This is a genomic window from Sphingobacterium sp. UBA2610 (genome assembly GCF_002339225.1).
GTDB lineage: Bacteria > Bacteroidota > Bacteroidia > Sphingobacteriales > Sphingobacteriaceae > Sphingobacterium > Sphingobacterium multivorum.
In genome coordinates this window covers 74,306-94,914 of sequence record NZ_DDKA01000013.1, presented here as the reverse complement: position 1 = coordinate 94,914, position 20,609 = coordinate 74,306, and the positions used below count along the sequence as shown (strand labels likewise).

General features: G+C 38.0%; 16 protein-coding genes. 9 read left to right on the top strand and 7 right to left on the bottom strand.

What is annotated here, in order from left to right; all coding sequences use genetic code 11:
* Positions 1–23: 23 nt before the first annotated feature.
* A complete protein-coding gene (locus tag B4Z47_RS09300; protein ID WP_145330263.1) occupies positions 24–347 on the bottom strand; it encodes a hypothetical protein in 324 nt (107 codons plus the stop codon).
* Between the two features lie 158 nt (positions 348–505).
* On the bottom strand, positions 506–1,072 hold the full coding sequence (locus tag B4Z47_RS09295) for a MauE/DoxX family redox-associated membrane protein (protein WP_145330261.1): 567 nt from the start codon (positions 1,070–1,072) through the stop codon (positions 506–508).
* Between the two features lie 291 nt (positions 1,073–1,363).
* Here B4Z47_RS09295 and B4Z47_RS09290 point away from each other — a divergent pair, with 291 nt between their 5' ends.
* The 6 genes from B4Z47_RS09290 (at position 1,364) to B4Z47_RS09265 (ending at position 10,054) form a co-directional block, all read left to right on the top strand.
* Positions 1,364–1,930 (top strand): RNA polymerase sigma factor, encoded by a 567-nt coding sequence (locus B4Z47_RS09290; protein WP_145330259.1) that lies wholly within the window; start codon positions 1,364–1,366, stop codon positions 1,928–1,930.
* Positions 1,931–1,986: 56 nt separating this feature from the next.
* Positions 1,987–3,195 carry a FecR domain-containing protein gene (locus B4Z47_RS09285; protein ID WP_286727261.1) on the top strand — a complete coding sequence of 403 codons (1,209 nt, stop codon included), beginning with the start codon at positions 1,987–1,989 and terminating at the stop codon, positions 3,193–3,195.
* A 455-nt stretch (positions 3,196–3,650) separates the two neighbouring features.
* Positions 3,651–6,788 (top strand): SusC/RagA family TonB-linked outer membrane protein, encoded by a 3,138-nt coding sequence (locus tag B4Z47_RS09280; RefSeq protein WP_145330255.1) that lies wholly within the window; start codon positions 3,651–3,653, stop codon positions 6,786–6,788.
* 11 nt (positions 6,789–6,799) lie between these two features.
* Positions 6,800–8,422 carry a SusD/RagB family nutrient-binding outer membrane lipoprotein gene (locus B4Z47_RS09275; protein ID WP_145330253.1) on the top strand — a complete coding sequence of 541 codons (1,623 nt, stop codon included), beginning with the start codon at positions 6,800–6,802 and terminating at the stop codon, positions 8,420–8,422.
* Between the two features lie 12 nt (positions 8,423–8,434).
* The gene (locus B4Z47_RS09270; RefSeq protein WP_145330251.1) at positions 8,435–9,295 is read left to right on the top strand and encodes a DUF1735 domain-containing protein; all 861 of its coding nucleotides are present in this window, start codon (positions 8,435–8,437) and stop codon (positions 9,293–9,295) included.
* Positions 9,296–9,361: 66 nt separating this feature from the next.
* Positions 9,362–10,054 carry an energy transducer TonB gene (locus tag B4Z47_RS09265; RefSeq protein WP_145330249.1) on the top strand — a complete coding sequence of 231 codons (693 nt, stop codon included), beginning with the start codon at positions 9,362–9,364 and terminating at the stop codon, positions 10,052–10,054.
* 55 nt (positions 10,055–10,109) lie between these two features.
* On the opposite strand, the gene B4Z47_RS09260 is transcribed toward B4Z47_RS09265, so the two are convergent.
* Positions 10,110–10,469 (bottom strand): VOC family protein, encoded by a 360-nt coding sequence (locus B4Z47_RS09260; protein WP_145327684.1) that lies wholly within the window; start codon positions 10,467–10,469, stop codon positions 10,110–10,112.
* Positions 10,470–10,947: 478 nt separating this feature from the next.
* Between B4Z47_RS09260 and B4Z47_RS09255 the strand changes: the two genes are divergently transcribed.
* The 3 genes from B4Z47_RS09255 to B4Z47_RS09245 all read left to right on the top strand — a co-directional run bounded on the left by B4Z47_RS09255 (position 10,948) and on the right by B4Z47_RS09245 (position 17,256).
* Positions 10,948–14,193 (top strand): SusC/RagA family TonB-linked outer membrane protein, encoded by a 3,246-nt coding sequence (locus B4Z47_RS09255; RefSeq protein WP_286727259.1) that lies wholly within the window; start codon positions 10,948–10,950, stop codon positions 14,191–14,193.
* Positions 14,194–14,204: 11 nt separating this feature from the next.
* A complete protein-coding gene (locus tag B4Z47_RS09250) occupies positions 14,205–15,740 on the top strand; it encodes a RagB/SusD family nutrient uptake outer membrane protein (protein ID WP_286727258.1) in 1,536 nt (511 codons plus the stop codon).
* 280 nt (positions 15,741–16,020) lie between these two features.
* The gene (locus tag B4Z47_RS09245; RefSeq protein ID WP_286727257.1) at positions 16,021–17,256 is read left to right on the top strand and encodes a porin; all 1,236 of its coding nucleotides are present in this window, start codon (positions 16,021–16,023) and stop codon (positions 17,254–17,256) included.
* 111 nt (positions 17,257–17,367) lie between these two features.
* On the opposite strand, the gene B4Z47_RS09240 is transcribed toward B4Z47_RS09245, so the two are convergent.
* The 4 genes from B4Z47_RS09240 to B4Z47_RS09225 all read right to left on the bottom strand — a co-directional run bounded on the left by B4Z47_RS09240 (position 17,368) and on the right by B4Z47_RS09225 (position 20,550).
* Positions 17,368–17,934: a Crp/Fnr family transcriptional regulator gene (locus B4Z47_RS09240; protein WP_286727256.1), complete on the bottom strand. Its 567-nt coding sequence runs from the start codon at positions 17,932–17,934 to the stop codon at positions 17,368–17,370.
* A gap of 12 nt (positions 17,935–17,946) precedes the next feature.
* Positions 17,947–19,221 (bottom strand): adenylosuccinate synthase, encoded by a 1,275-nt coding sequence (locus B4Z47_RS09235; RefSeq protein ID WP_286727255.1) that lies wholly within the window; start codon positions 19,219–19,221, stop codon positions 17,947–17,949.
* A gap of 122 nt (positions 19,222–19,343) precedes the next feature.
* The gene (locus tag B4Z47_RS09230; protein WP_112373617.1) at positions 19,344–19,925 is read right to left on the bottom strand and encodes an NAD(P)H-dependent oxidoreductase; all 582 of its coding nucleotides are present in this window, start codon (positions 19,923–19,925) and stop codon (positions 19,344–19,346) included.
* Positions 19,926–19,983: 58 nt separating this feature from the next.
* Positions 19,984–20,550: a Crp/Fnr family transcriptional regulator gene (locus B4Z47_RS09225; protein WP_112373616.1), complete on the bottom strand. Its 567-nt coding sequence runs from the start codon at positions 20,548–20,550 to the stop codon at positions 19,984–19,986.
* Positions 20,551–20,609: the final 59 nt, after the last annotated feature.

Sequence of the window (20,609 nt, the reverse complement as noted above, 5' to 3'; positions counted from 1 at the left end):
GATAGCTGATTATCCGTTATTGATTAATCTTCGTTACGGAATTTTGCATCATTAAATGGGACAGAACCTCCTTTCAGTTCTGTATCATTGATATGCGTAGCTGGAGGTGTGCCATTTGAGTTGGATTCCAATTGTATTTCACAGACAATTGGAAGTTCTTCCTCGCTACAGTCGCTCGTGGGCGAAGTACTCCCCGTACTGGAGATATTTCCAGACGAATCTACAGGGTACCACATTAAACCAGCTTTATTATAGTTCTCAGCAATCTTGAAGCTGGAGAATCCAATTATTGCAGCTCCGGCTAACATCACCGTTGCATGCTTTTTGATGAAAGATATTGCTTTCATACCGAGGCCTTTTTTATAAGAGCAAAAAAAGTTTACCTCCACAAAAAACTCAATTTTTTTATTAATGACTGAATCTTTGCTTTAACGAGGCGCTTCAGTCTGTTTTATACCTCGGGATCGATTTTTACGGGCTGTCCATCACGTGTCATAATTTATTTCTATACCGGCCAAGCCGGGAATAGTGCAAATTTTCGCGGAAAGCGTATTTGAGAAGTGTGATAAAGACAGAGTGTGACAATACCTAAATGAATGGGCGGTATAAAGGTAAAGCCAATTGATAGGTTCCTTTTCTTGTGCCTTTCCATGGGGCTGGTTGGGCCAGTCAAGTACCATCCCAATATGGATAACGTAAAAAGGACCATATTTACCACCAAGTGCCATTCCCACGACAAACTTTCAAATACGGATGCGCAGCCACACGGTTTCTGCGGATATAGATTGAGTAGTCCCAATGCAATATAGACACTGAAAGAGGATAATAAAGCTATAGATAGCAGTAATCCTATTTTTTTATACCGACCGGCTAAAAGGATTCCGGTAGCGAGCTCAATAGCAGGAAGTGTCAAAGAAAGAGGTTTTGCCCAGCTGCTTGGTAACGGTTGCCGGAGAAGAGCAGCTTGGAATGCGCTGGGTTCCATGAGCTTGTCTATAGCTACATAGATCCAAAAGACCATAAATGCGATTCGGATACTTTCCATTGTGATATGTGCTGTTTTTGCATTCATTTTTTTAGTTGTTACTGTCTTTTCTAATCTATAAAAGAAGCATAAGAGTATCGGGTTGAATTTTGAATTCAACTATTTGTAAATCAGTATATTGTAAATTATATTTCTTGGTTTGTTATATGGCTTTTATTATCTTTGATTTATTAATGATTTAAAATCTAATCTTCTAATTCTTCTATATACTACTAGCAATAAAGGCTAGTTCGTACCTGCTAATACGCTGTAATTTTTATAAGTATCTGATTTTTAAGTTTATAATTTTATCAAAATGATATTAGAGAGGGTAGACGAATGGCAAAAGAAACAAATATGTACGATCGTTACTTTTTTCAATTATTAGACTCAAAGCCTAATGCAGCGCTTGAGCAGATTTTTGCGCGTTATGGCGGGAGTCTGGAAAAGTATATCCGTCGTTTTATTTATGATCATGACGATCTAATCAAGGATGTATTGAATGAGACATTAATCGTAATCTGGGAAAAAAGGCAATTGGTCGCGAAGCTAGAAGCACCCGTATATTGGATGCAGCGCGTAGCGAAAAATAAAGCTCTTTATTACATTAGAGATGAGGCAAAATATAATAAGATTTCTCTCGATAATGGCCTGGACATGGCTAGTGGTCAATGCGCAGACGATATATTTGCCTATAACGAACTTGAGATGCTGATCTTGGAGGCTTGTGAAGAATTGCCTCCCCAGGATCGGGAGCTCGTCATTAAATCGAAGTTTGAGGGTAGGAGTAACAAGGAATTAATGGCAACCTATGGAATGGCAGAACAGACGGTGAAAAATAAATTGTCTAGGGCACTGAAGGTGATCCGAAAAAAGTTGAAAGATCTTATGGGCTTATTTGTTTAATACAAGGTGAAATGATTTACAACAGAACATATGTAAAGGAACTGATTAGGAAGCGTATGGACGCGAGTATCAGTTTTACAGAATCCGATCAATTAGAAGCAGCGGAGAAAATTTTTAGTGAAGAGGAAGTTGATGCAATGATTGCCGAGGTGATCGAAGAAATGTCTACTAATCGGTCAAACGAACTGTCCATCGAGTGGCGGCCTGATTTTGAACAGATCCGGTCTGCGGGAGATCGGTCAGCTAGAAAAAAGAAAAGGCAATTATGGTGGGGATGTGCTGCAGCAGCGGTTTTATTCCTTATAGTGTCGGGTGTAATTTTGATTTCAAAACACAGGAATTATAGGGCTGAAATCGGTCTGGAATGTGCTAGTATGTCCTCTGGTACGGAAATACCATTGTCTGAATCTGTAGGTACAATAATGCTTGCTGATTCATCTATTATTCGACTGGATACGAATGCAACCGGAGTATTGCTTGATTTAAACGGTATTTCGCTCGCCAAGACCGCCGAGGGGATATTGGAAGTTGATAAATCATCCAGCGGGCGGGAAGTAAATACAAACGACACGGCTATTGTGATCAGAACAGCTCCTCGTCAGCAATGTGTTATAGAATTCCCTTACGGTATGCGGGTCCGGCTAAATGCCCAATCAACCCTTCGTTATCCGTTGACGCAAGGAGATAGTACACATCTGTTTATCGAGGGCGAGGCGCTTATAGATATTCCTAGTCAACTATTTGGGAGCGTGATGGTAATACAAACTAGCAATGGAAAAATTTTGAGTGATTACGGGAGGTTTGAATTAGCTTCTTATGCCCAGTTTACGCGAGCAACGGTATCATATGGAGAAGTTTTAGTTTCTGATCGCAGATCAAGCAAAAGACAGGTGCTTCAATGTTTGGATGAAGTTGCGGTTATCAAATCCTATTTACCGAAGGGTGAAGAAATACGAAGGGATAGTTTATTTTATTTAACGAACGGGGATTTTGAACAAGCTTCGCAATGGGCGAATGCTGTTCGTGAATATAAAGATGTCCCACTGACAGAATTTGTCTGGCAGATGAGCCGCTGGCATGGATTTACGGTTAAAAACATGAAATGCATACCGAACAAGTTGATAAGTACGACTGTCTGCTATAAGACCACTCGGGAAAAGGTCTACGCAGCGATACGCGATGCTGGCGTGTTGATGTATGAGAAAAAAGGGATGATAAGTTTTTGTCCTGAAGATCATAGAGATAGTCGTACGGCGATGAAATGAGAGGTATTTGTGAGTCAGGTAAAGTGTACAGATAAGTGGGCTTTGGGGATTAAGGTTGGAATGAATTTTACGAGAAATTTATGTTTAAAAATGGAAGTCTGATCGGGATATGACGCTTCCTAGATGAGGTGAATTGAATAAGAAACGACCTATGTATATTGTTGGTTTTAATAATATTCCTAGCTAATATTATCTTTTTAAAAAAAAATAATATGCTGTTTTATAGTGGTTTATGTGTTTCTATAAAATAATTGTTATAATAAAGTTATGCCTGCATTGCAGAAGTTAAAAAAAGTTATAATTTTGTATTTAACATTTTTTAACAGCTCACAGCTAAAAAATGTACGACTAACTTAAAAACAGATTATCACAATAATTGAAAAGTGATCTTAACTAGCCTAGATCGTTGTAATTGCCGAGAATTTAAATAAACATACTTAATTAAACATAAACATATGAAACACAAGCTACTCAGTTTTTTATTGGGGGGTGCTATTCTAACTTCGGTAGCATTCGCTCAAGAAAAGAAGGTTAGTGGACGAGTGACAGGTACAAATGGCGAGGGGTTGCCAGGCGTTACTATTGTTATTCAAGGTACTAACCAAGCCACACAAACCGACGCAAACGGTAACTATTCCATTAATGTTCCTACGGGAAAAATTTTAGTCTTTCGTTCTGTAGGTTATTCAGACAAAACAATCACAGTTGCACAAGGTTCAAGTTTGTATAACATACAACTTAGTGGAAATGAATCTGTTCTTGATGAAGTCGTTGTGACTGGTGCGGGGTTAACTGCTAGTCGTCGTTCAATTGGAGCTGCACAGACCACAATTAAAGCGGAGGATTTACAACAGGCTAAGCCAACCAATATCGTCACAGGTTTAACTGGTAAAGTCGCAGGTCTTACTGTACAAGGTGTAGGATCGGGTGTGAACCCTAATTACCGTGTCATGTTAAGGGGGATGCGTTCGTTAACTGGTAATAACCAAGCATTGATTGTTATTGACAACGTAATTTCTCCATCTTCTATGCTGGGGAATTTAAACCCAGACGATGTTGAAGATATTACAGTTCTAAACGGATCTTCCGCGGCTGCCTTATATGGTTCGCAAGCTTCTAACGGTGCTTTGATTATTAAAACGAAAAGAGGTGCTGCTAGTAATGGATTAGAGGTAACTATCGATAATACGACTACATTTGAGAATGTTAACTTTTTGCCTGAAGTTCAAAAACGTTTTGGTTCAGGCTATTCGGCGCATGATATCTTTTATGTACCCTACGAAAACCAACAATATGGACCTGCTTTTGATGGGTCTATAGTGCAAATTGGTGATCCTCTAGAGGATGGATCAACACAAACAGGACCTTATTCGTGGAATGGTGGAAAGGATAAATTTTGGGAAACAGGAGTGACAAACATGACAAATTTGGCCGTGGCATCCAAACATGAGAATAGCTCTTTCCGTTTTTCAGGGCAATATTTAAAATCGACAGGTACCGTTCCTTTTGATAAATATAATAGAGCATCTGCTCGTGTAAACGGAAGTCGAAAATTAAATGATATTCTCAATATTAATTATACTTCATATTACGCTCAAAATAGATACGATCAAACATCTGCAAACGCAAATATTTATGATGCGGTTTTGCAATCTCCGGGTCAGGTGCCGTTAACAAGCTATAAAGATTGGCAAAATAATCCTTTTGCAAATCCAAATGGTTATTATAACGCTTACTATAATAACCCTTATTTTATTGCCGCAAATAATCGCCAAAAAATTAGGAATGATTATTTCATGGGTAATGTGGAATTGAATTTTAAACCTTTGTCTTGGTTAGACTTTATGGGACGTGTGGGTATGACCACTTCTAATCAATCCTATAAATATACGACTGGTAAATTCACCTTTACACCTTATGCTGCTGGTTTGCATGGTGCATATAAAGGAACGAATATTACTGGTAGCGTTTCCGATGCAGCAAGTTATTCGACAAGTATTGTGTCTGATTTTAATGCACATGCGACACATACAAACGGAGATTTCAAATTCGACTATACGGCGTTATTTCAATATGTTCAGAATCAATCTTCGAATTTGTCAGCTACAGTTAATGGTTTGGTTGTCGATGGTATTTACAATCAGGGAAATAGTTTGAATCCTCCATCTACAGGCCAAGCGGATTATCTAGCGAGAACTTTTGGTCTAGCTGGTAAAATTGATGTAGCCTACAAAAATTATTTATTTTTGACATTAACGGGACGTAATGATTGGGTTTCAATTTTAGATCCAGACAATCGTTCATTCTTCTATCCAGGGGCAACTGTTTCATTTGTTGCAACTGATGCAATTGAAGCATTAAAAGATTTTCAACCATTGAACTTTTTGAAGCTAAGAGGGAGTTTATCTAAAGTAGGTCAAGTCAACGTTGGTAGCTCATCCAACTTTGGAGCCTATGCAACGGTACCTACTTTTGGCCAAGGTTCCGGATATCCATATAATGGAATTGGTGGTCATACAGTTGGTAATCAGATAGTTCAACCTGGATTAAAGCCGGAAATGACGCGATCTATTGAATTTGGTTTTGAATCTGCATGGTGGAATAATAGGGTATCTGCAGATGTCACATATTTTAATAATAAAACAACAGACAATACAGTTCCAACAGATATTTCTTGGGCATCTGGTTATAATAAATATTTACTGAATGCAGGAACAACCACAGGTAAAGGTATCGAATCGAGACTAAGCGTATCACCAATCCGTACGGCAGATTGGGACTTGACTTTAGGCGGAAATTTTACTTATATTCAGAATAAGGTTGTCGAAATTGCAGAAGGTTTAGATCAGTTGGCTTTGGCTACGTACACAGGTGGTACAGGATCTTACGCAGTAAAAGGCGAAGCTTTCCCTGTAATCATGGGTTCTACTTATAATAGAGATCCTGAAGGACGTATTATTGTGGATCGTATTACAGGATATCCAACTACAGATGGTACATTGAAGGTGCTGGGAGCAGCGCTTCCAACGCATACATTAGGTTTAAACTTTTCATTATCTTATAAAGATCTAACATTTTACACAAGTGCTGAGTATCGTACAGGTAACTATATCTTTAATAATGGAGCAGATTTGTTTGATTTCTCCGGATCAGGAATAAATACCGTTGCTTACGATCGTGAACGATTTGTTATTCCAAATTCATCTTATTGGGATGAAGCAACAAATTCTTATGTAAAAAATACAAACATTACTGTTTATGATGGTGGAGCTGATTATTGGACAATGGCTACTGGACGACGAAATATTGACGAAACCTATGTGACTTCAGCAGCATTCTGGAAAATCCGTGAAATGTCATTGTCTTATAATTTACCGAAATCTTTTCTTGCCGGTCAAAATGTGATTAAGAAGGCTCGAGTGAGTGTACAAGGTCGTAACTTGTTTCTATGGACACCTGCTACAAATGTTTATACCGATCCAGAATATTCTGATGGAAACGGATCATCCAATGGAAATGCGCTTGGTTTGACAGGTTTAAGTCAAACACCGCCGTCTCGTTACGTTGGTTTTTCTGTTAGTTTAACTTTTTAATATCGAATCTCATGAACAATAAAATAAAATATTTATCCGTAGCAATGTCTACTTTATTGGTAGCTTCTTCCTGTAAAAAGGCTTTGGATATCAATGATAATCCAAATTCACCGACTCAGTCGACCCCAGAGCTTGTTTTGCCTCAAGCTATGGTTGCAACAGCGCTTTCTGTTCCAACATATAATACCTATGGCGGACGATTAGTAGGTTATTATGCTACATCGGGCGGGGTCTCTGGTTGGGGTGATATGATTACCTACGATTTTTCAACCGGGTTTATGACTGGCTTGTGGAGTACTCCATATAATACATTGACTGATCTTCAGTATGTTGTAGAAAAAGCAGGCGAAGGGAAAGCCCTTTTTGTACAAGCTGCAGAGGTCATGAAAGTGTATAATTATGCGAATCTTGTGGATACCTATAATGATGTTCCTTATTCAGATGCGTTAAAGGGCGCTGCTTCGCTAACTCCTAAATACGATAAGGCAGCTGATATCTATGTCGATCTTGCTAAAAAATTGGATGCAGCAGTGGCTTTCTTTAAATCGGCTACTGCTAGTGATGATTTTAAAACGGCAGATGTTATATTCAAAGGTAATACGACCTCGTGGGCTAAATTTGCTAATACATTGAAATTGAGGTTGGTGTTAAGAGCTGGTAGTAAAGCTACATTTGCTAATAAGACAATAGATAATATTGGCGTTATTGAAAGCGATGTAATTGTACAACCTGTATTTACCAAAATTTCGGGTAAGCAAAATCCGATGTGGAATACTTGGGCTTATGGCGCTGATAATGCCGCTGTGGGAACATGGGGAACCCAATTTATTCCTACCAATTATATAATGGCTTTCTACGATGGTTTTAAAATATCTGACTCGGAACGTGCATCATTAGTCTTCGCAAATGGAATATCAACCAATAAAAATCAACTTGGAAATGTTGATAATCCTCCAACTGGAGTTGCGCCATCTGCCTGGGTCATGCGTCCAGTCTCGGGTACGATAAGCGGTACAAATTATAGAGGGTTAGGCGTTATCAAAGGTCCTGCTGCTGGTCAACCATTGATGTTAGCTGCAGAAAGTCAATTTTTGGCTGCTGAAGCTGCATTAGACGGACTTATTTCTGGTGGAGATGAAGCATCCCGAACTTATTTTAGAAAGGGAATAATGGCATCTTATAACTACTTATACATGAACGAAGGTGATGCGCCTACTAAAAGTGCAGCTGATGCTCAAGCTTATTTAACGAAATATGAAACTGATAATAATGATACTTATTTAGTGAAATTTGTAGATTATTTAGATCAGTCTAACCCTAATAAACCTGAAAGAAAAGAGACTGGGAAAGAACAAAAACGCGAAGCTATCATAACACAAAAGTATATTGCTTTGAATTTTCTATTTGGCCATGAGGCATGGAATGAATTTCGTCGCAGTGGATATCCAAAGAATGTTGGTTTAAACACTACTGCGAATGCTAGAACGACGTTTGTTTCAATAGCGTCACGTGCAACGTCGGAAGACAAATTACCAACTAGAATATTATATCCAAATACTGAATTTAGTTATAATGCAGCAAATGTTCCTGCAGATATAAATAAGTATTCTTCTAAAATATTTTGGGCTAAATAAATTTAGATTAACATGAAAAAAATAATAAAATATATTTTCTTAGCGTTAGCTTCTCCATTAGTGCTAACGTCTTGTTTAAAGGATAAAGACTTAATAGGACCGGATGCTGATGGTGCTGTTGCGAATATTATAGAATTTGGGGATGTATCTGTTCCAATATCTAACGAATCGAGTTCTATACCTTTATACTCTTTAGCATTTGATATTGCTCCTACTGGAGTAGTAAATTTGAAATTGAAATGTGTTGGAGCTAAAACAGCAGAAAGTGATATTAAAGTAACAATAGCTGTTGACAACTCATTACTAGAAAAATATAATGACGAAAATGAAACCGAATATGAGGCGATGCCTGCTTCACAGTATAGTTTAAGTGCGACTGAGGCGGTAATAAAAAAGGGTGAAAGAGAAGTCGCTGTCCCAATTAATTTGAAACCGGATCAGTTTACTTTTGATGCTGATTATGCTGTTGGTTTAGCTATAAAAACAGTATCCTCTGGAGAAATTTCGGGAAATTTTGGCAAGATTATATTGAATTTAGGAGCTAAAAACTTCTTTGACGGTGTTTACAAATATACGACATCTGCGAATACGGCTTTAGTCCCTAATGCAAATAAAACAGTCAAATTAGTAACGATTGGAAGCAATAAATGTATGCTAGACCCTGGTTTGCTAGGAACTTATTCTAATCAGGTAAATTATACAATTGATCAAGCTACTAATAAAATTACTGTAGAAATGTTTTCTCTTCTGCCAATTGCGACTAAGTCCACCAGTGTTTATGATCCAGCAACAAAGACATTAACGGTTAACTGGACATCAAATGGTGGAGCCAGAACGTTTGAAGAAAAGTTTGTTTACACTGGATCAAGATAGATTTAGAAAGGGGGAAGTGTCGAATTTCCCCTTTTAAATAATGTGAATTTTCTGAAACAATAAGATATGAAAGCAATAATTTTTAGCTTAATCGGGATGCTTAGTTGCGTATTCTCCTTTGGACAGGAAAATGCAGCCCTACCAAAAATAGGATATGACAGTTTTGTCAAACAGGTCAATCGTTCTTTCAAATTAACGGATAGTGAGATCTCTAAAGATATTTCAGGGGAAATCATATTGGACATCCGTGTAAATCAATTTGGAAAAATTGATTCAGCTGATATCGCGAAGGATATTGAAAAAGGGATGGGGATACGTTTGTTGAAGGCTGTTAAAATGTCTGGGGATTGGGAACCTGCTACGAAAAATGGAAAACCGATTGCTTCTTGGGTACGTTTTCCTTACAAAGTGTTGAGCTTTAAAGAGTCTGCAAATTCAGCTGCAATAGTAAAAGCAGAACCAATTGAAGGCATGTCTACTTTCATTGAAAAATTCTATAAAAATTTCCAATATCCACCTGAAGCACTGAAAGCAGGTTTGTCGGGTGATTATGAGTTAAATTTTATTGTGAAAGAAGATGGGAAAATTACTGGTGTTAAATTAAAAGATGATCCTGGTTATGGCGTGTTAACGAGCGCGCAACGCGCCCTTAACAGAGCAGGTAAGTGGAAGCCAGCAACCCAAAACGGGGAGGCTGTAAAGTCTTCTGTTGTTGTTCCATTCAAATTGAATTTGAAAGAATTCAGAACACATATCTAGTTAGATCAAAAAGGAATTTTTATGTAATATAGAGGTAGCAAGTATTTTGCTGCCTCTATATTTTTTCACCAAACTGAAGTACATATCCATTATTATCATAAATAGCAAACTCGCGCATTCCCCATTCGAAAGTTGCTATTTCATAACATATTTTGACATTATCTCTCAAACTTTCCCATAAATTATCAACATCCGCTATGTTAAAATAAAGGGACCCGGTAAATTGTGCTGTTTCAAAAGCAATGCTTTCAACAGGATGTGAAAACATGATTTCGATGGTTCCACTTCGCAGTAAAGTCCAGTTCAATGCTTCATTTTTTTCAATACATGTAAATCCGAGTTTTTCAGTGTAGAACTGAATAGTTTGATCTAAGCTTTTTGTATATAATATTGGATTTAAGCTTTTGTAGTTCATCTTTTTTTTTTTTGCCTTTGATTGGTTCGAACTATTGTTTTGTCTTTTTGATAGCAGTTACACGTGTTTTTTTATTATTATCGATTGTAAGGATAGTTTTATGATGAAAAATACAAAATATTACAGTATTTATTGTTACTTCATAAAAAAAATAGTTACTTTTTTCGATTAAGGTTTGTTGTTTGTGTAATTGTTTGGTATTTAGTGTTTTTGTGTGTTATTTTTTTGTGTGAAATACTATGATTTATATCGTTTGTTTTTCAAGTTTTTTAATTCTATTTCTAACTTCTTGTTGCTTGTTTAAAAGTTTGTTTTATCTTTGCTTTTAACAAAACCTTAACATTTCATGTCTAGTTTTGCACACTAACTGTATTAGCCTGTTGGGCCAATCACTTTTGAAAAACATATATTAAAAGTTTCTTCGGTGCTTTTATCGTATTTAGTTAGATAAACTACTTATTTAAACAAACATAAACATATGAAACACAAACTACTCAGTTTTTTCGTGGGGAGTATGATCCTGTCGTCTGTTGCTTTTGCGCAAGAGAAGAAGATTAGCGGTCGTGTAACTGGCGCTGATGGGAAACCGTTGGTAGGAGTTACAATTGCCGTTCAAGGATCAAACATTGCTACTCAAACAGATGCGAATGGAAAATATTCTTTATCAGTTCCTGTTGGTAAAGTAATGGTTTTCAGGTATGTCGGTCATTCTGACAAAACTATAATCGTTAAAGAAGGACAGTCATTATTCAATGTATCATTAGAGGATCAGAATACAGCGTTAGATGAGGTTGTTGTAGTCGCTTATGGTACTGCCAAAAAAGAATCTGTGACTGGATCCGTAACCTCTGTCTCTGCAAAAGATATCGAAAAGAGACCGGTTACTAATGCATTTGCAGCTTTAGAGGGATCTGCTGCTGGTATTCAACTGAACAATACTTCTGGTATGCCAGGCGCAGAACCTAGTATACGGATACGTGGATTTTCATCACTAAATGGTTCTAACAATCCACTTTATGTCGTGGATGGTGTACCTTTTGGTGGTAATATTTCTGATATTAACCCAAATGATGTGGAAAGTATTTCAGTGTTAAAAGATGCTTCATCATCTGCACTTTATGGAAGTCGGGCTAGTAACGGGGTGATTATTATTACCACCAAGAAAGGAAAGGCTGGCCGCTCTCAGGTTAATATCTCAACAGATCAGGGTTTCTACTCGAGAGGTATTGCTGAATACGATCGCGTGAATGATAGACAATTTATGGAAGCCATGTGGTTGGGGTATAGAAATAGTTTATTGACTAACAATTCGGCATCCTATCCAACAGTTGCATCTGCAAATGATGAAGCAACCAAATCTTTGGTGAGCAACTATTTGAAATTAAACATCTATGATAAAGCTGATGATAAACTATTTGATTCCAATGGAAAGCTTGTCTCTGATGCCCAAATAAAAAATGGATATGCAGACGATTTGGACTGGTTTAAAGAAGTAGATCGTGTGGGCCATCGTCAAAATTATAACATTGATGGAACTACTGCTACAGATAAAGCAAAGGTTTTTTATTCGACAGGATACCTAGACGAGAAAGGATACATTAAAAATTCGGGTTTAAAAAGATTTACTGGACGATTAAATGCCGAACTTCAAGCTAAAGATTGGTTCAAATATGGCTTTAACTTAGCAGGTTCACATCAAATCTCAAATCAAATTAGTGGTTCTACTGACGATGCAGGTTCATTTGTTAATCCGTATAACTATGCAAGATCGATAGCACCAATCTATCCAATTCATTTGCATAATGCAGACGGATCTTATGCATTGGACGAGGCTGGAAAAATACAGTATGATAATGGTGAATCCACAAGATTGCAATATGTCGGAAGACATACCATTTGGGAAAATGAATTAAACAGAGACCAAACAGTTCGTAATACAGTAAATGGTAGAGGCTTTCTTGAGTTCAAGTTTCTGAAAGATTTTACACTAACTTTAAACGGTGATTTAAATCTTCGCAATTCAGAACGTCGTACGTATAATAACGCAATAATAGGGGATGGTGCCGGTCAGGGTAGAGCGGCTAGGAATATTTATCGCTACAAAAACTATACAGTTCAACAATTATTGACTTGGAACAAAGATTTTGGCTTACACCATCTGGACTTATTGGCAGGACATGAGAATTATTCTGACAACTGGAGTTATCTATATGGCTATAAAACAGATGAAATTTTTGAAGGCCAAACTGATATGGTAAATTTTACCAAAATTACATCGCTGTATGACTATCAGGAAGATTATCGTGTAGAAAGTTTCTTGTCTCGTGCTCGTTATAATTACGCTGGTAAATATTTTGCGGAGGCGTCGTTTAGAAGAGATGGTTCATCTCGATTCAGCCCAGACAATCGTTGGGGGAATTTTTGGTCATTAGGTGGTAGCTGGAGTGTATCTAAAGAAGATTTCTTTAAAGATATGCTGAATACCGTTAATGAGTTAAAGGTGAGAGCATCTTACGGTGAAGTAGGTAATGATGAAAGTGCAAATAAATATTCCTATTTATCATTATATGAGTTAAGCCAGAATGCGAATGCAGGTGCGGTCTTTAAAAGTCAAAACCCTTCTCCTGATTTAATATGGGAAACTTCAAGCTCTTTCTCGGCAGCAATAGAGGCAAGATTATTCAAACGTGCAAACTTGAGCTTTGAATACTTTAATAAGCAGTCACAAAATTTGATCTTCGATGTTAATCTACCATTATCTGCCGGAGCAACATCATCTTCAAGTGCGGTATCAACAGTTACAAAAAATATAGGCTCAATGTCAAATAGAGGCTTTGAGTTAACTTTTGATGTAGACGTGTTAAAAGGTGATGGTTGGAGATGGAATGTTGGTGCCAATGCGACTTGGTTGACAAATAAAATTTTATCACTACCTGAAGAGAATAGGGAGAACGGAATTGTAACTGGTAATTTCAAATGGGTTGAAGGCGGTGGACGTTATGATTTTTGGTTGTTTAAATATGCTGGGGTAGATCAGCTTACTGGTCGTTCACTTTACCTGGCAGATACACAGCGTTTTAATGTGAATGGTTCTGCGCCAGGAAAAGCAGAGATCCCTACAGCGGAACTTGTTGAAATTAATGGAAAATACTACGTAACTAATGCTTCTAGCTATGGTCTAAGGGGCTGGTCCGGATCGGTTATTCCTAAAATGAATGGAAGTTTCAATACCAGCTTTGAGTATAAAAACTTCAGCTTCTCAGCGTTATTCACTTACGCTATCGGTGGTAAAGTATACGATTCTTCCTATGCTGGTTTGATGGCCATGTCCGGTACACCAAGTGCGTTGCACTCGGATATCATGAAATCGTGGAACGGTATCCCTGATGGAATGACAGCATCCTCGGCAAATAGATTGGATGTAAATGGCATTCCAGCTATTAACTTTTCTCAAAGTAGTATGAATAATTATGCTACTAGCGATCGTTTCTTAGTTGACGGATCCTATTTGGTTATCAAGAATATTGCGGTGGGTTATAGTTTGCCAAAAAAATTGGTTAGTAAAATAGATTTGTCTTCCGTGAGAGTTGTTGCTGGAATTGAAAACTTGTCTACAATGACAAAACGTAAAGGAATGAACCCACAACAGCAATGGAATGGTACCAGCACAAATGCGTGGGTTACTCCACGTACAATTTCTTTTGGTGTAAAAATTGGATTATAAGAAATTAAACAATGAAAAATAATAAATATATAAAAGTATTGTTAGCAGGAATGATTCTTGTTTCTTCTTGCAAAAAAGACTATCTAAATACAAGTCCTACAGATTCCGTTGAGCTTTCTAAAGTATTTGAGACGACAAAAAATGCTGAAGTAGCCGTTAACGGTTTGGCAAAAATGATGACCCAACAGTATTTAGGTAGCCAAGGCTTTAATGGAGAGGGGACAATCAAAATGTACTATGGAAACTATCCTGGAAACAATTTTTTTGTCAACTTAAGTGGCTGGGCAGACATTATTAATGCAAATTATAATCAAAACTTAACAAGTATTTACTTGTATTATCCTTGGTTTTATTACTATAAGATCATTGGTAACGCAAATCAAATTGTCGAAAATATAGATGCTGCGAATGGAAACTTAGCCGACAAACAATTTATAAAAGCGCAAGCATTGACTTACCGTGCTTACAGTTACATGATGCTAGCTCAAATCTATGGAAATAGATGGAGTGACTCAAATAATGGGCAGACAAATGGATTGGTGTTAAGAAAAGATGTGTCAACTGGAGATATGCCTTTATCAACCTTGAGCCAAACTTATGATTTGATCTATACGGATTTGAATGATGCCATTTCATTATATGAATCTTCAAAAATTAACCGTAATCCAAATGCCAATTATCAAGTGAATAAAGATGTTGCTTATGCGGTTTATGCTCGAGCTGCTTTGAACAAGCAGGATTATGTCAATGCTGAGAAATATGCTATTCTAGCGCGTGCTAATTATAAATTGATGAACAATACGGAGTATAAAAGTGGCTTTGCAAATCCAAATGGAGAATGGATTTGGAGTAGCTACGGTGCGTCTGATGAAACATTATACTTCTATTCATTTCAATCGTATATTGCATATAATTCATCGGCAAGTGCTGTTAGAACAGCGCCGAAATGTATCAGTAGAGAATTGTTCGATAAAATTCCTTCAACAGATATTAGAAGAGATCTTTTCTTAGATCCAAAAGGCGAAGCGTATACAACAGCTACAGGATTGGCCGGAGCGACGATGAAGGCTAGGGCATTTGCCTTATATCCTGAATTACAGTCTAACGCTGTGCCATACGCTTACATGAATTTTAAGTTTAAAGCGAATGATCTACCGGGTGTTGGAAACTTAAATCACTTTAGGGCTTCCGAGATGTACCTCATTGAAGCTGAAGCGAAATTTTTCCAAAATAAAGCAGCAAGCGAAGTTCAAGGTGTGCTTAATACATTAAACGCTTCTTCAGGAAGGAATGTGAATTATGTTTGTACAAAAACAGGCACAGATCTACTTAATGAAATTAAGCTGTATCGCGCGGTTGAACTATGGGGCGAAGGATTCGATTGGTTTGATATGAAACGTTGGGGAGATACTATTGTAAGAAGAAATAATGCGAACGGAGGTAATTTCCTTACATCTCTAGCTGTTACGATTAATCCTCAAGATAAAAATAAGTGGACTTGGTCTATTCCTCTTCGTGAGAGCGATTATAATAAGGGGTTGGAGTAATTCTAGGTATGAATCAATAGGATTGAAAGGCCGGTACAATTTTGTATCGGCCTTTTTATTTTAAAAATTTCTCAATGTATAGAAACTACCTGCAAGGTGATATATTACCAAATCATTAATTTTATGTATATAAATTAATAGACTAACAATTTATTAATATTAACTTAATATTGAGAATCTATTTTTACGCCGTTGAAAGATGATGGAATAGAAGAAGGAAAAATGATTCTGCTCGTACCATATCATCAAAAGCGAAAAAGATAATTTATTTAAAATTCTCATGAAAAAAGCACTTTTACTCTTAGCTCTGATAGGACCCGTTGTAGCACTTGCGCAAAATAATAATGCGCCCTCCAGCTATGATCCACATGATATCAAGATTACGGGGTACCTTCAAACACAGTTTCAAAAGGCGCAATCTCCTGGAATTACGTCCTTTTCAGGTGGGGATTTTTCAAAGAATTCGGATAACAGATTTATGATCCGCAGGGGACGTCTTAAAATTGACCGTGTGGATACCTACTCGAGTATTGTCTTTCAATTGGATGCTACTCAAGATGGCGTGCAGTTAATGGATGCCTTTATTCAATTGCGTCACCCAAGTCAAAAAGGCCTTAGTTTAACTGCGGGACTTTTCAATAGACCTTTTGGATATTCCATTGTATACTCATCGGGCTATCGTGACTTTCCGGAACGGGCACGTGTATTCCAAACGTTGATGCCACGCGAACGTGATCTTGGAGGGATGGTAAGTTATCATCCTGGCGGTAAAGTTAAATTCTTAAATTTAGATTTAGCCTTGGTGAACGGTAGTGGTCACTCCGCTAAGGACTATGATTCTAAAAAGGATCTGATCGGTAATCTTGCTTTTAAATTTGATAGTTTAGCCGATAAAAAACTTCATTTGGGTTTTGGCGGCTCGTTCTATAAAGGTTCAGTGCGTAATGATACGAAAACGTACTATACGCCCAATAGCAATGGTTATACAGCGCATACCAGCGACGAGAATGAAGGTAAAGCCATCGGCAGGAACTATTATGGAGCAAACTTACAGGTCGAGTTTGATAATAGCTTCGGGAAATCCAGTTTCAAAACCGAATATGTGGCAGGAGACCAGCCTGGAGTTGCCGGTGGTGTCGATATTAAAGGACCTTACGCCAGCAGAAGTTTTACAACCCAGCCGACAACAGACCTTTATCAACGTAAATTTAATGGATACTATCTTTGGTTTACGCAGGAGATTGCGAAGACCGGTATTACTGCATTGATAGCGTATGACGTATATGATCCAAATACGAAAGCAAGTGGCATGACAATCGGCATGCCTGATAATTTTACGGCCGATGGCGATGTTAAGTTTAGTACGCTCGGTTATGGAGTCGCTTATCAATTTAGCAATAGACTTAAATTCACGGTATACAACGAGCATGTAACCAACGAAGCGACAAGTTTACCAAACTTTTCTGCTGATTTGAAAGATAATGTCTTCACAACAAGACTGCTTTATCGTTGGTAAGTTGGTTCGGGGCTAAGGTTTTATCGCAATGATCGGAGTTGATCGAAAGGATTCGTATTCGTGTGACTAATGCATTAGGGGGCGCGATTTAATTTAGATGCTGCGAGGGGATTAGATATTTTTCCGAATCCGGCTCAGGGATGATGCGGTAATCCCTAAATAGGATGCTAACATGGCTAATGGAACACGATTGGCTAAACCCGGGTAAAGCTTCAAGAACAGGAGATAGCGTTCTTTGGCATCGAGATTCATCATGGTATTTGCCGTTTTTAGCTTACTTTCCACCACAAAAGCATAAAGTTTGGCCATCAACAAGGGCCAAACTTTAATTTCCTTTTCAAGAAGCGTAAAATTCTCAAAATCAAGGCTCCAGATCTTACTATCTGTGAGGGATTTTATATAGTCGTTGGAAGGTGTTCGATCCAAGAAGCTCTGAAGATCCCCAATAAAACGACCTTCATAAATAAAATAACGCGTAAAATCGTCGCCTTTACTGTTGTAATAGAGCGAACGGAATACCCCCGATTCCACAAAAGCAATGCTATTGTTTACTTTACCGCAAGCGACAAAATAGCTTGACTTTGAAATATTCTTTTTTTCGAATGCCTGTCGAATTAAATTCTCTTCACGCAAATCGAGCTGTCCAAATTTTCGGATGTATTCCAGTAATTGCTCCATGTTACCTTTGTATTACTTCGCTAAGTTAATCAAATCTTCACGTTGTGGTCCTGTTGAAAGATACGTTATGGGAACTTGTAACTCTTCTTCTAAAAAGGAGATAAATGTACCCAAGGTTTCTGGAAGTAAGTCTGCCTGCTTGATATTAGAGAAATCGGTATTCCAACCTTTTAAATATTTCCAGATCGGTATAATTTTTTGTTCAGAAGATTGGGGAAATGCTAACGAAATTTTTTGTTCATCTATTTCATAATGGGTACAGACGGGGATTTCAGCCATTTCGTTCAAAATGTCGGCTTTCGTAAGAACGAGTTCCGTTACTCCGTTTAACATGATGGCATATTTCAATGCTGGGATATCCAGCCAGCCGACACGAGGGGGACGTTTGGTATTGGAACCGAATTCAGCTCCTTTGTCCCGTAAATCATTGGCGGCTTGCCCAGTGATCTCTGTTGGGAAAATGCCGTTACCTACGCGGGTGCAATAGGCTTTTGTAACACCATAAATTTTGTCCACCACTTTAGGCGACACACCCAAGCTTACACAGGCTGCGGAGGCTATCGTATTTGATGAGGTCACATAGGGATAACTTCCATGGTCGATATCAAGCAGAGTTGCCTGCGCGCCTTCCGCCAATACCTTCTTCCCATCTCGGATTGCCTTATTCAGAAAGATTTCGGTATCTATAATTGGCACTTGTTTTAAGGAAGTGCATCCTTGAATAAAAGTGTGGTAGAGCTCTTCGAATGCAGGCATTTCTTGCCCCAAAAACTGTAGTTCTTTGTATTGACGGTTTAAATTTTGATATACGTCAGTATCAAAACTATCCGAGTGAATATCACCAACGCGAAGGTTCTGTCTGAGTATTTTATTGGAATAACTTTGCGCAATTCCATTTTTGGTCGTTCCTATCGTGCGATACAGTGGGGACTGTTCCATATAGATATCCCAATAACGATGGGTCGGTAAAACGAGATGCGCTTTTTGGGATATCAAAATTCTATCAACGAGATCTTGATCTGGCATAATGTGCGCTAGTTCTTCGATTTCTGCTTTAAATGCTAATGGGTCAACCACCACACCGGTGCCGATAATGTTTTTGACATGCGGTGAAAAGATGCCTGATGGGAGTAGTTTAAGCGTAACTTTGTTACCTTGATAGTAAATACTATGTCCGGCATTCGCGCCGCCATTAAACCGAGCGATAATATCATAGTCGCTTCCGATCAGATCAATGAATTTTCCTTTACCTTCGTCTCCCCATTGGAGCCCAATTAGAATGTCCATGTTGCGTTTGTCTTGAAATTATGGTCAAAGCTAGGGCTTGCAAGGCGGAGGCCAATTGCCATTTGGCAAAAAGTGCTCCTCATTATCATTTGGCCAGCAGTCTTAATGCGTTTGGATTGCGCTTAAGCTTGTTTGTGTCCGAGCTGTTGTACTTTTTGTATCCATTTATTTCGCTTAATAGGATCGGAAGTTTTGATAATACCGATATAAGTGACTTTCACAGGCGATATTCCACAAAATTGGAGGGTTGATCTTTTTAATTGATTAACACTTGGTCTGCCGTAAACTAAAGCATAATACCAACTTGGTTGATCGAGTGTTGTAATGATCCGAGCAGATTTTCCTTTGAGTAATTTGTCCCAAAAAAGAGAGTTTTCGCGATATTGAAAAGCCCGTCCAGGTAAAAAAAGTCTATCGATAAAGCCTTTCATCAAGGCTGGAAGACCGCCCCACCAAACGGGATGTATCCAGACCAAATGATCGGCCCATAAGATGTCTTCCCAGGCAAGAAGTAGGTCCTGCTCAAGTTCTGTCCGTTTACGATAACCAAATTCAAGGTTTGGATTGAAATCTAGGTCAATAATATGGATTGTTCGTACTGTAGCTCCGGACGCTGCCGCAGCTTCTTGATAGGCATTTGCGATGCCAAAATTGAAAGATTCCCGATTCGGGTGGCCATTGATAATCAGTATTTTTTTCTCCATGATGTTTTATTACATCACAAAAATAGAAATAGGGCTACCGTCTTTACAGGACAAATGTCTAAAAAGAAATTTCGCTGCGAATACGACTTAAATGACGTTGTGTAATGCCTAAATAGGAAGCGAGGTATTGTAAAGGAAGCTGTTGGATAAAATCAGGATGATCTTTGAGTAAATTGGCATAACGTTGTGATGCGGTTTCTTTTTGTAATTGAAAGACGCGTTTTTCAAGTTCAAGATATTGTTCCTCGGCAATCATTTTAAGGTATTTTGTCCATTTTAGGCTATTTTTAGCAAGCTTATCAATCATATTTTTTTTGATCGTCCACAGTTCGACAGGGGTAAGGGCCTGCATGGTCTCCACGCTTGGCCCGCCCGTGATAAAGGAGGAGTAGGCCGCTATCCATGTATTGGGAAAGCGGAAACAATAGGTAATATCTTCCCTATTCGCACTGCTATAATAAGAACGGAAGATCCCTGATTGTATAAATGCAACCTCATGACAAGGTTGATTCTCTTTAACAAAAAAGTCGTTTTTGTTCAGCTTTCTGTATTCAAAAAGCTGAACAATCTGATTGATCTCTTCTTCGTCGAACAGACGCAAAGACCGAAAATATGTTGCTATCATGAAGTCCAAACTTAGAAAAATTGCGGTGTTCCTACAAGATAAATTCGATGTGTTTTAAT

Excerpts from the sequence above, each read along its gene's own strand:
- B4Z47_RS09260 (WP_145327684.1), bottom strand. The coding sequence starts at position 10,469 with ATGAACTACAAAAGCTTAAATCCAATATTATATACAAAAAGCTTAGAT.
- B4Z47_RS09300 (WP_145330263.1), bottom strand. The coding sequence starts at position 347 with ATGAAAGCAATATCTTTCATCAAAAAGCATGCAACGGTGATGTTAGCC.
- B4Z47_RS09285 (WP_286727261.1), top strand. The coding sequence starts at position 1,987 with ATGGACGCGAGTATCAGTTTTACAGAATCCGATCAATTAGAAGCAGCG.
- B4Z47_RS09270 (WP_145330251.1), top strand. The coding sequence starts at position 8,435 with ATGAAAAAAATAATAAAATATATTTTCTTAGCGTTAGCTTCTCCATTA.
- B4Z47_RS09235 (WP_286727255.1), bottom strand. The coding sequence starts at position 19,221 with ATGGACATTCTAATTGGGCTCCAATGGGGAGACGAAGGTAAAGGAAAA.
- B4Z47_RS09290 (WP_145330259.1), top strand. The coding sequence starts at position 1,364 with ATGGCAAAAGAAACAAATATGTACGATCGTTACTTTTTTCAATTATTA.
- B4Z47_RS09230 (WP_112373617.1), bottom strand. The coding sequence starts at position 19,925 with ATGGAGAAAAAAATACTGATTATCAATGGCCACCCGAATCGGGAATCT.
- B4Z47_RS09240 (WP_286727256.1), bottom strand. The coding sequence starts at position 17,934 with ATGGAGCAATTACTGGAATACATCCGAAAATTTGGACAGCTCGATTTG.
- B4Z47_RS09275 (WP_145330253.1), top strand. The coding sequence starts at position 6,800 with ATGAACAATAAAATAAAATATTTATCCGTAGCAATGTCTACTTTATTG.
- B4Z47_RS09255 (WP_286727259.1), top strand. The coding sequence starts at position 10,948 with ATGAAACACAAACTACTCAGTTTTTTCGTGGGGAGTATGATCCTGTCG.
- B4Z47_RS09295 (WP_145330261.1), bottom strand. The coding sequence starts at position 1,072 with ATGAATGCAAAAACAGCACATATCACAATGGAAAGTATCCGAATCGCA.
- B4Z47_RS09245 (WP_286727257.1), top strand. The coding sequence starts at position 16,021 with ATGAAAAAAGCACTTTTACTCTTAGCTCTGATAGGACCCGTTGTAGCA.
- B4Z47_RS09250 (WP_286727258.1), top strand. The coding sequence starts at position 14,205 with ATGAAAAATAATAAATATATAAAAGTATTGTTAGCAGGAATGATTCTT.
- B4Z47_RS09265 (WP_145330249.1), top strand. The coding sequence starts at position 9,362 with ATGAAAGCAATAATTTTTAGCTTAATCGGGATGCTTAGTTGCGTATTC.
- B4Z47_RS09280 (WP_145330255.1), top strand. The coding sequence starts at position 3,651 with ATGAAACACAAGCTACTCAGTTTTTTATTGGGGGGTGCTATTCTAACT.
- B4Z47_RS09225 (WP_112373616.1), bottom strand. The coding sequence starts at position 20,550 with ATGATAGCAACATATTTTCGGTCTTTGCGTCTGTTCGACGAAGAAGAG.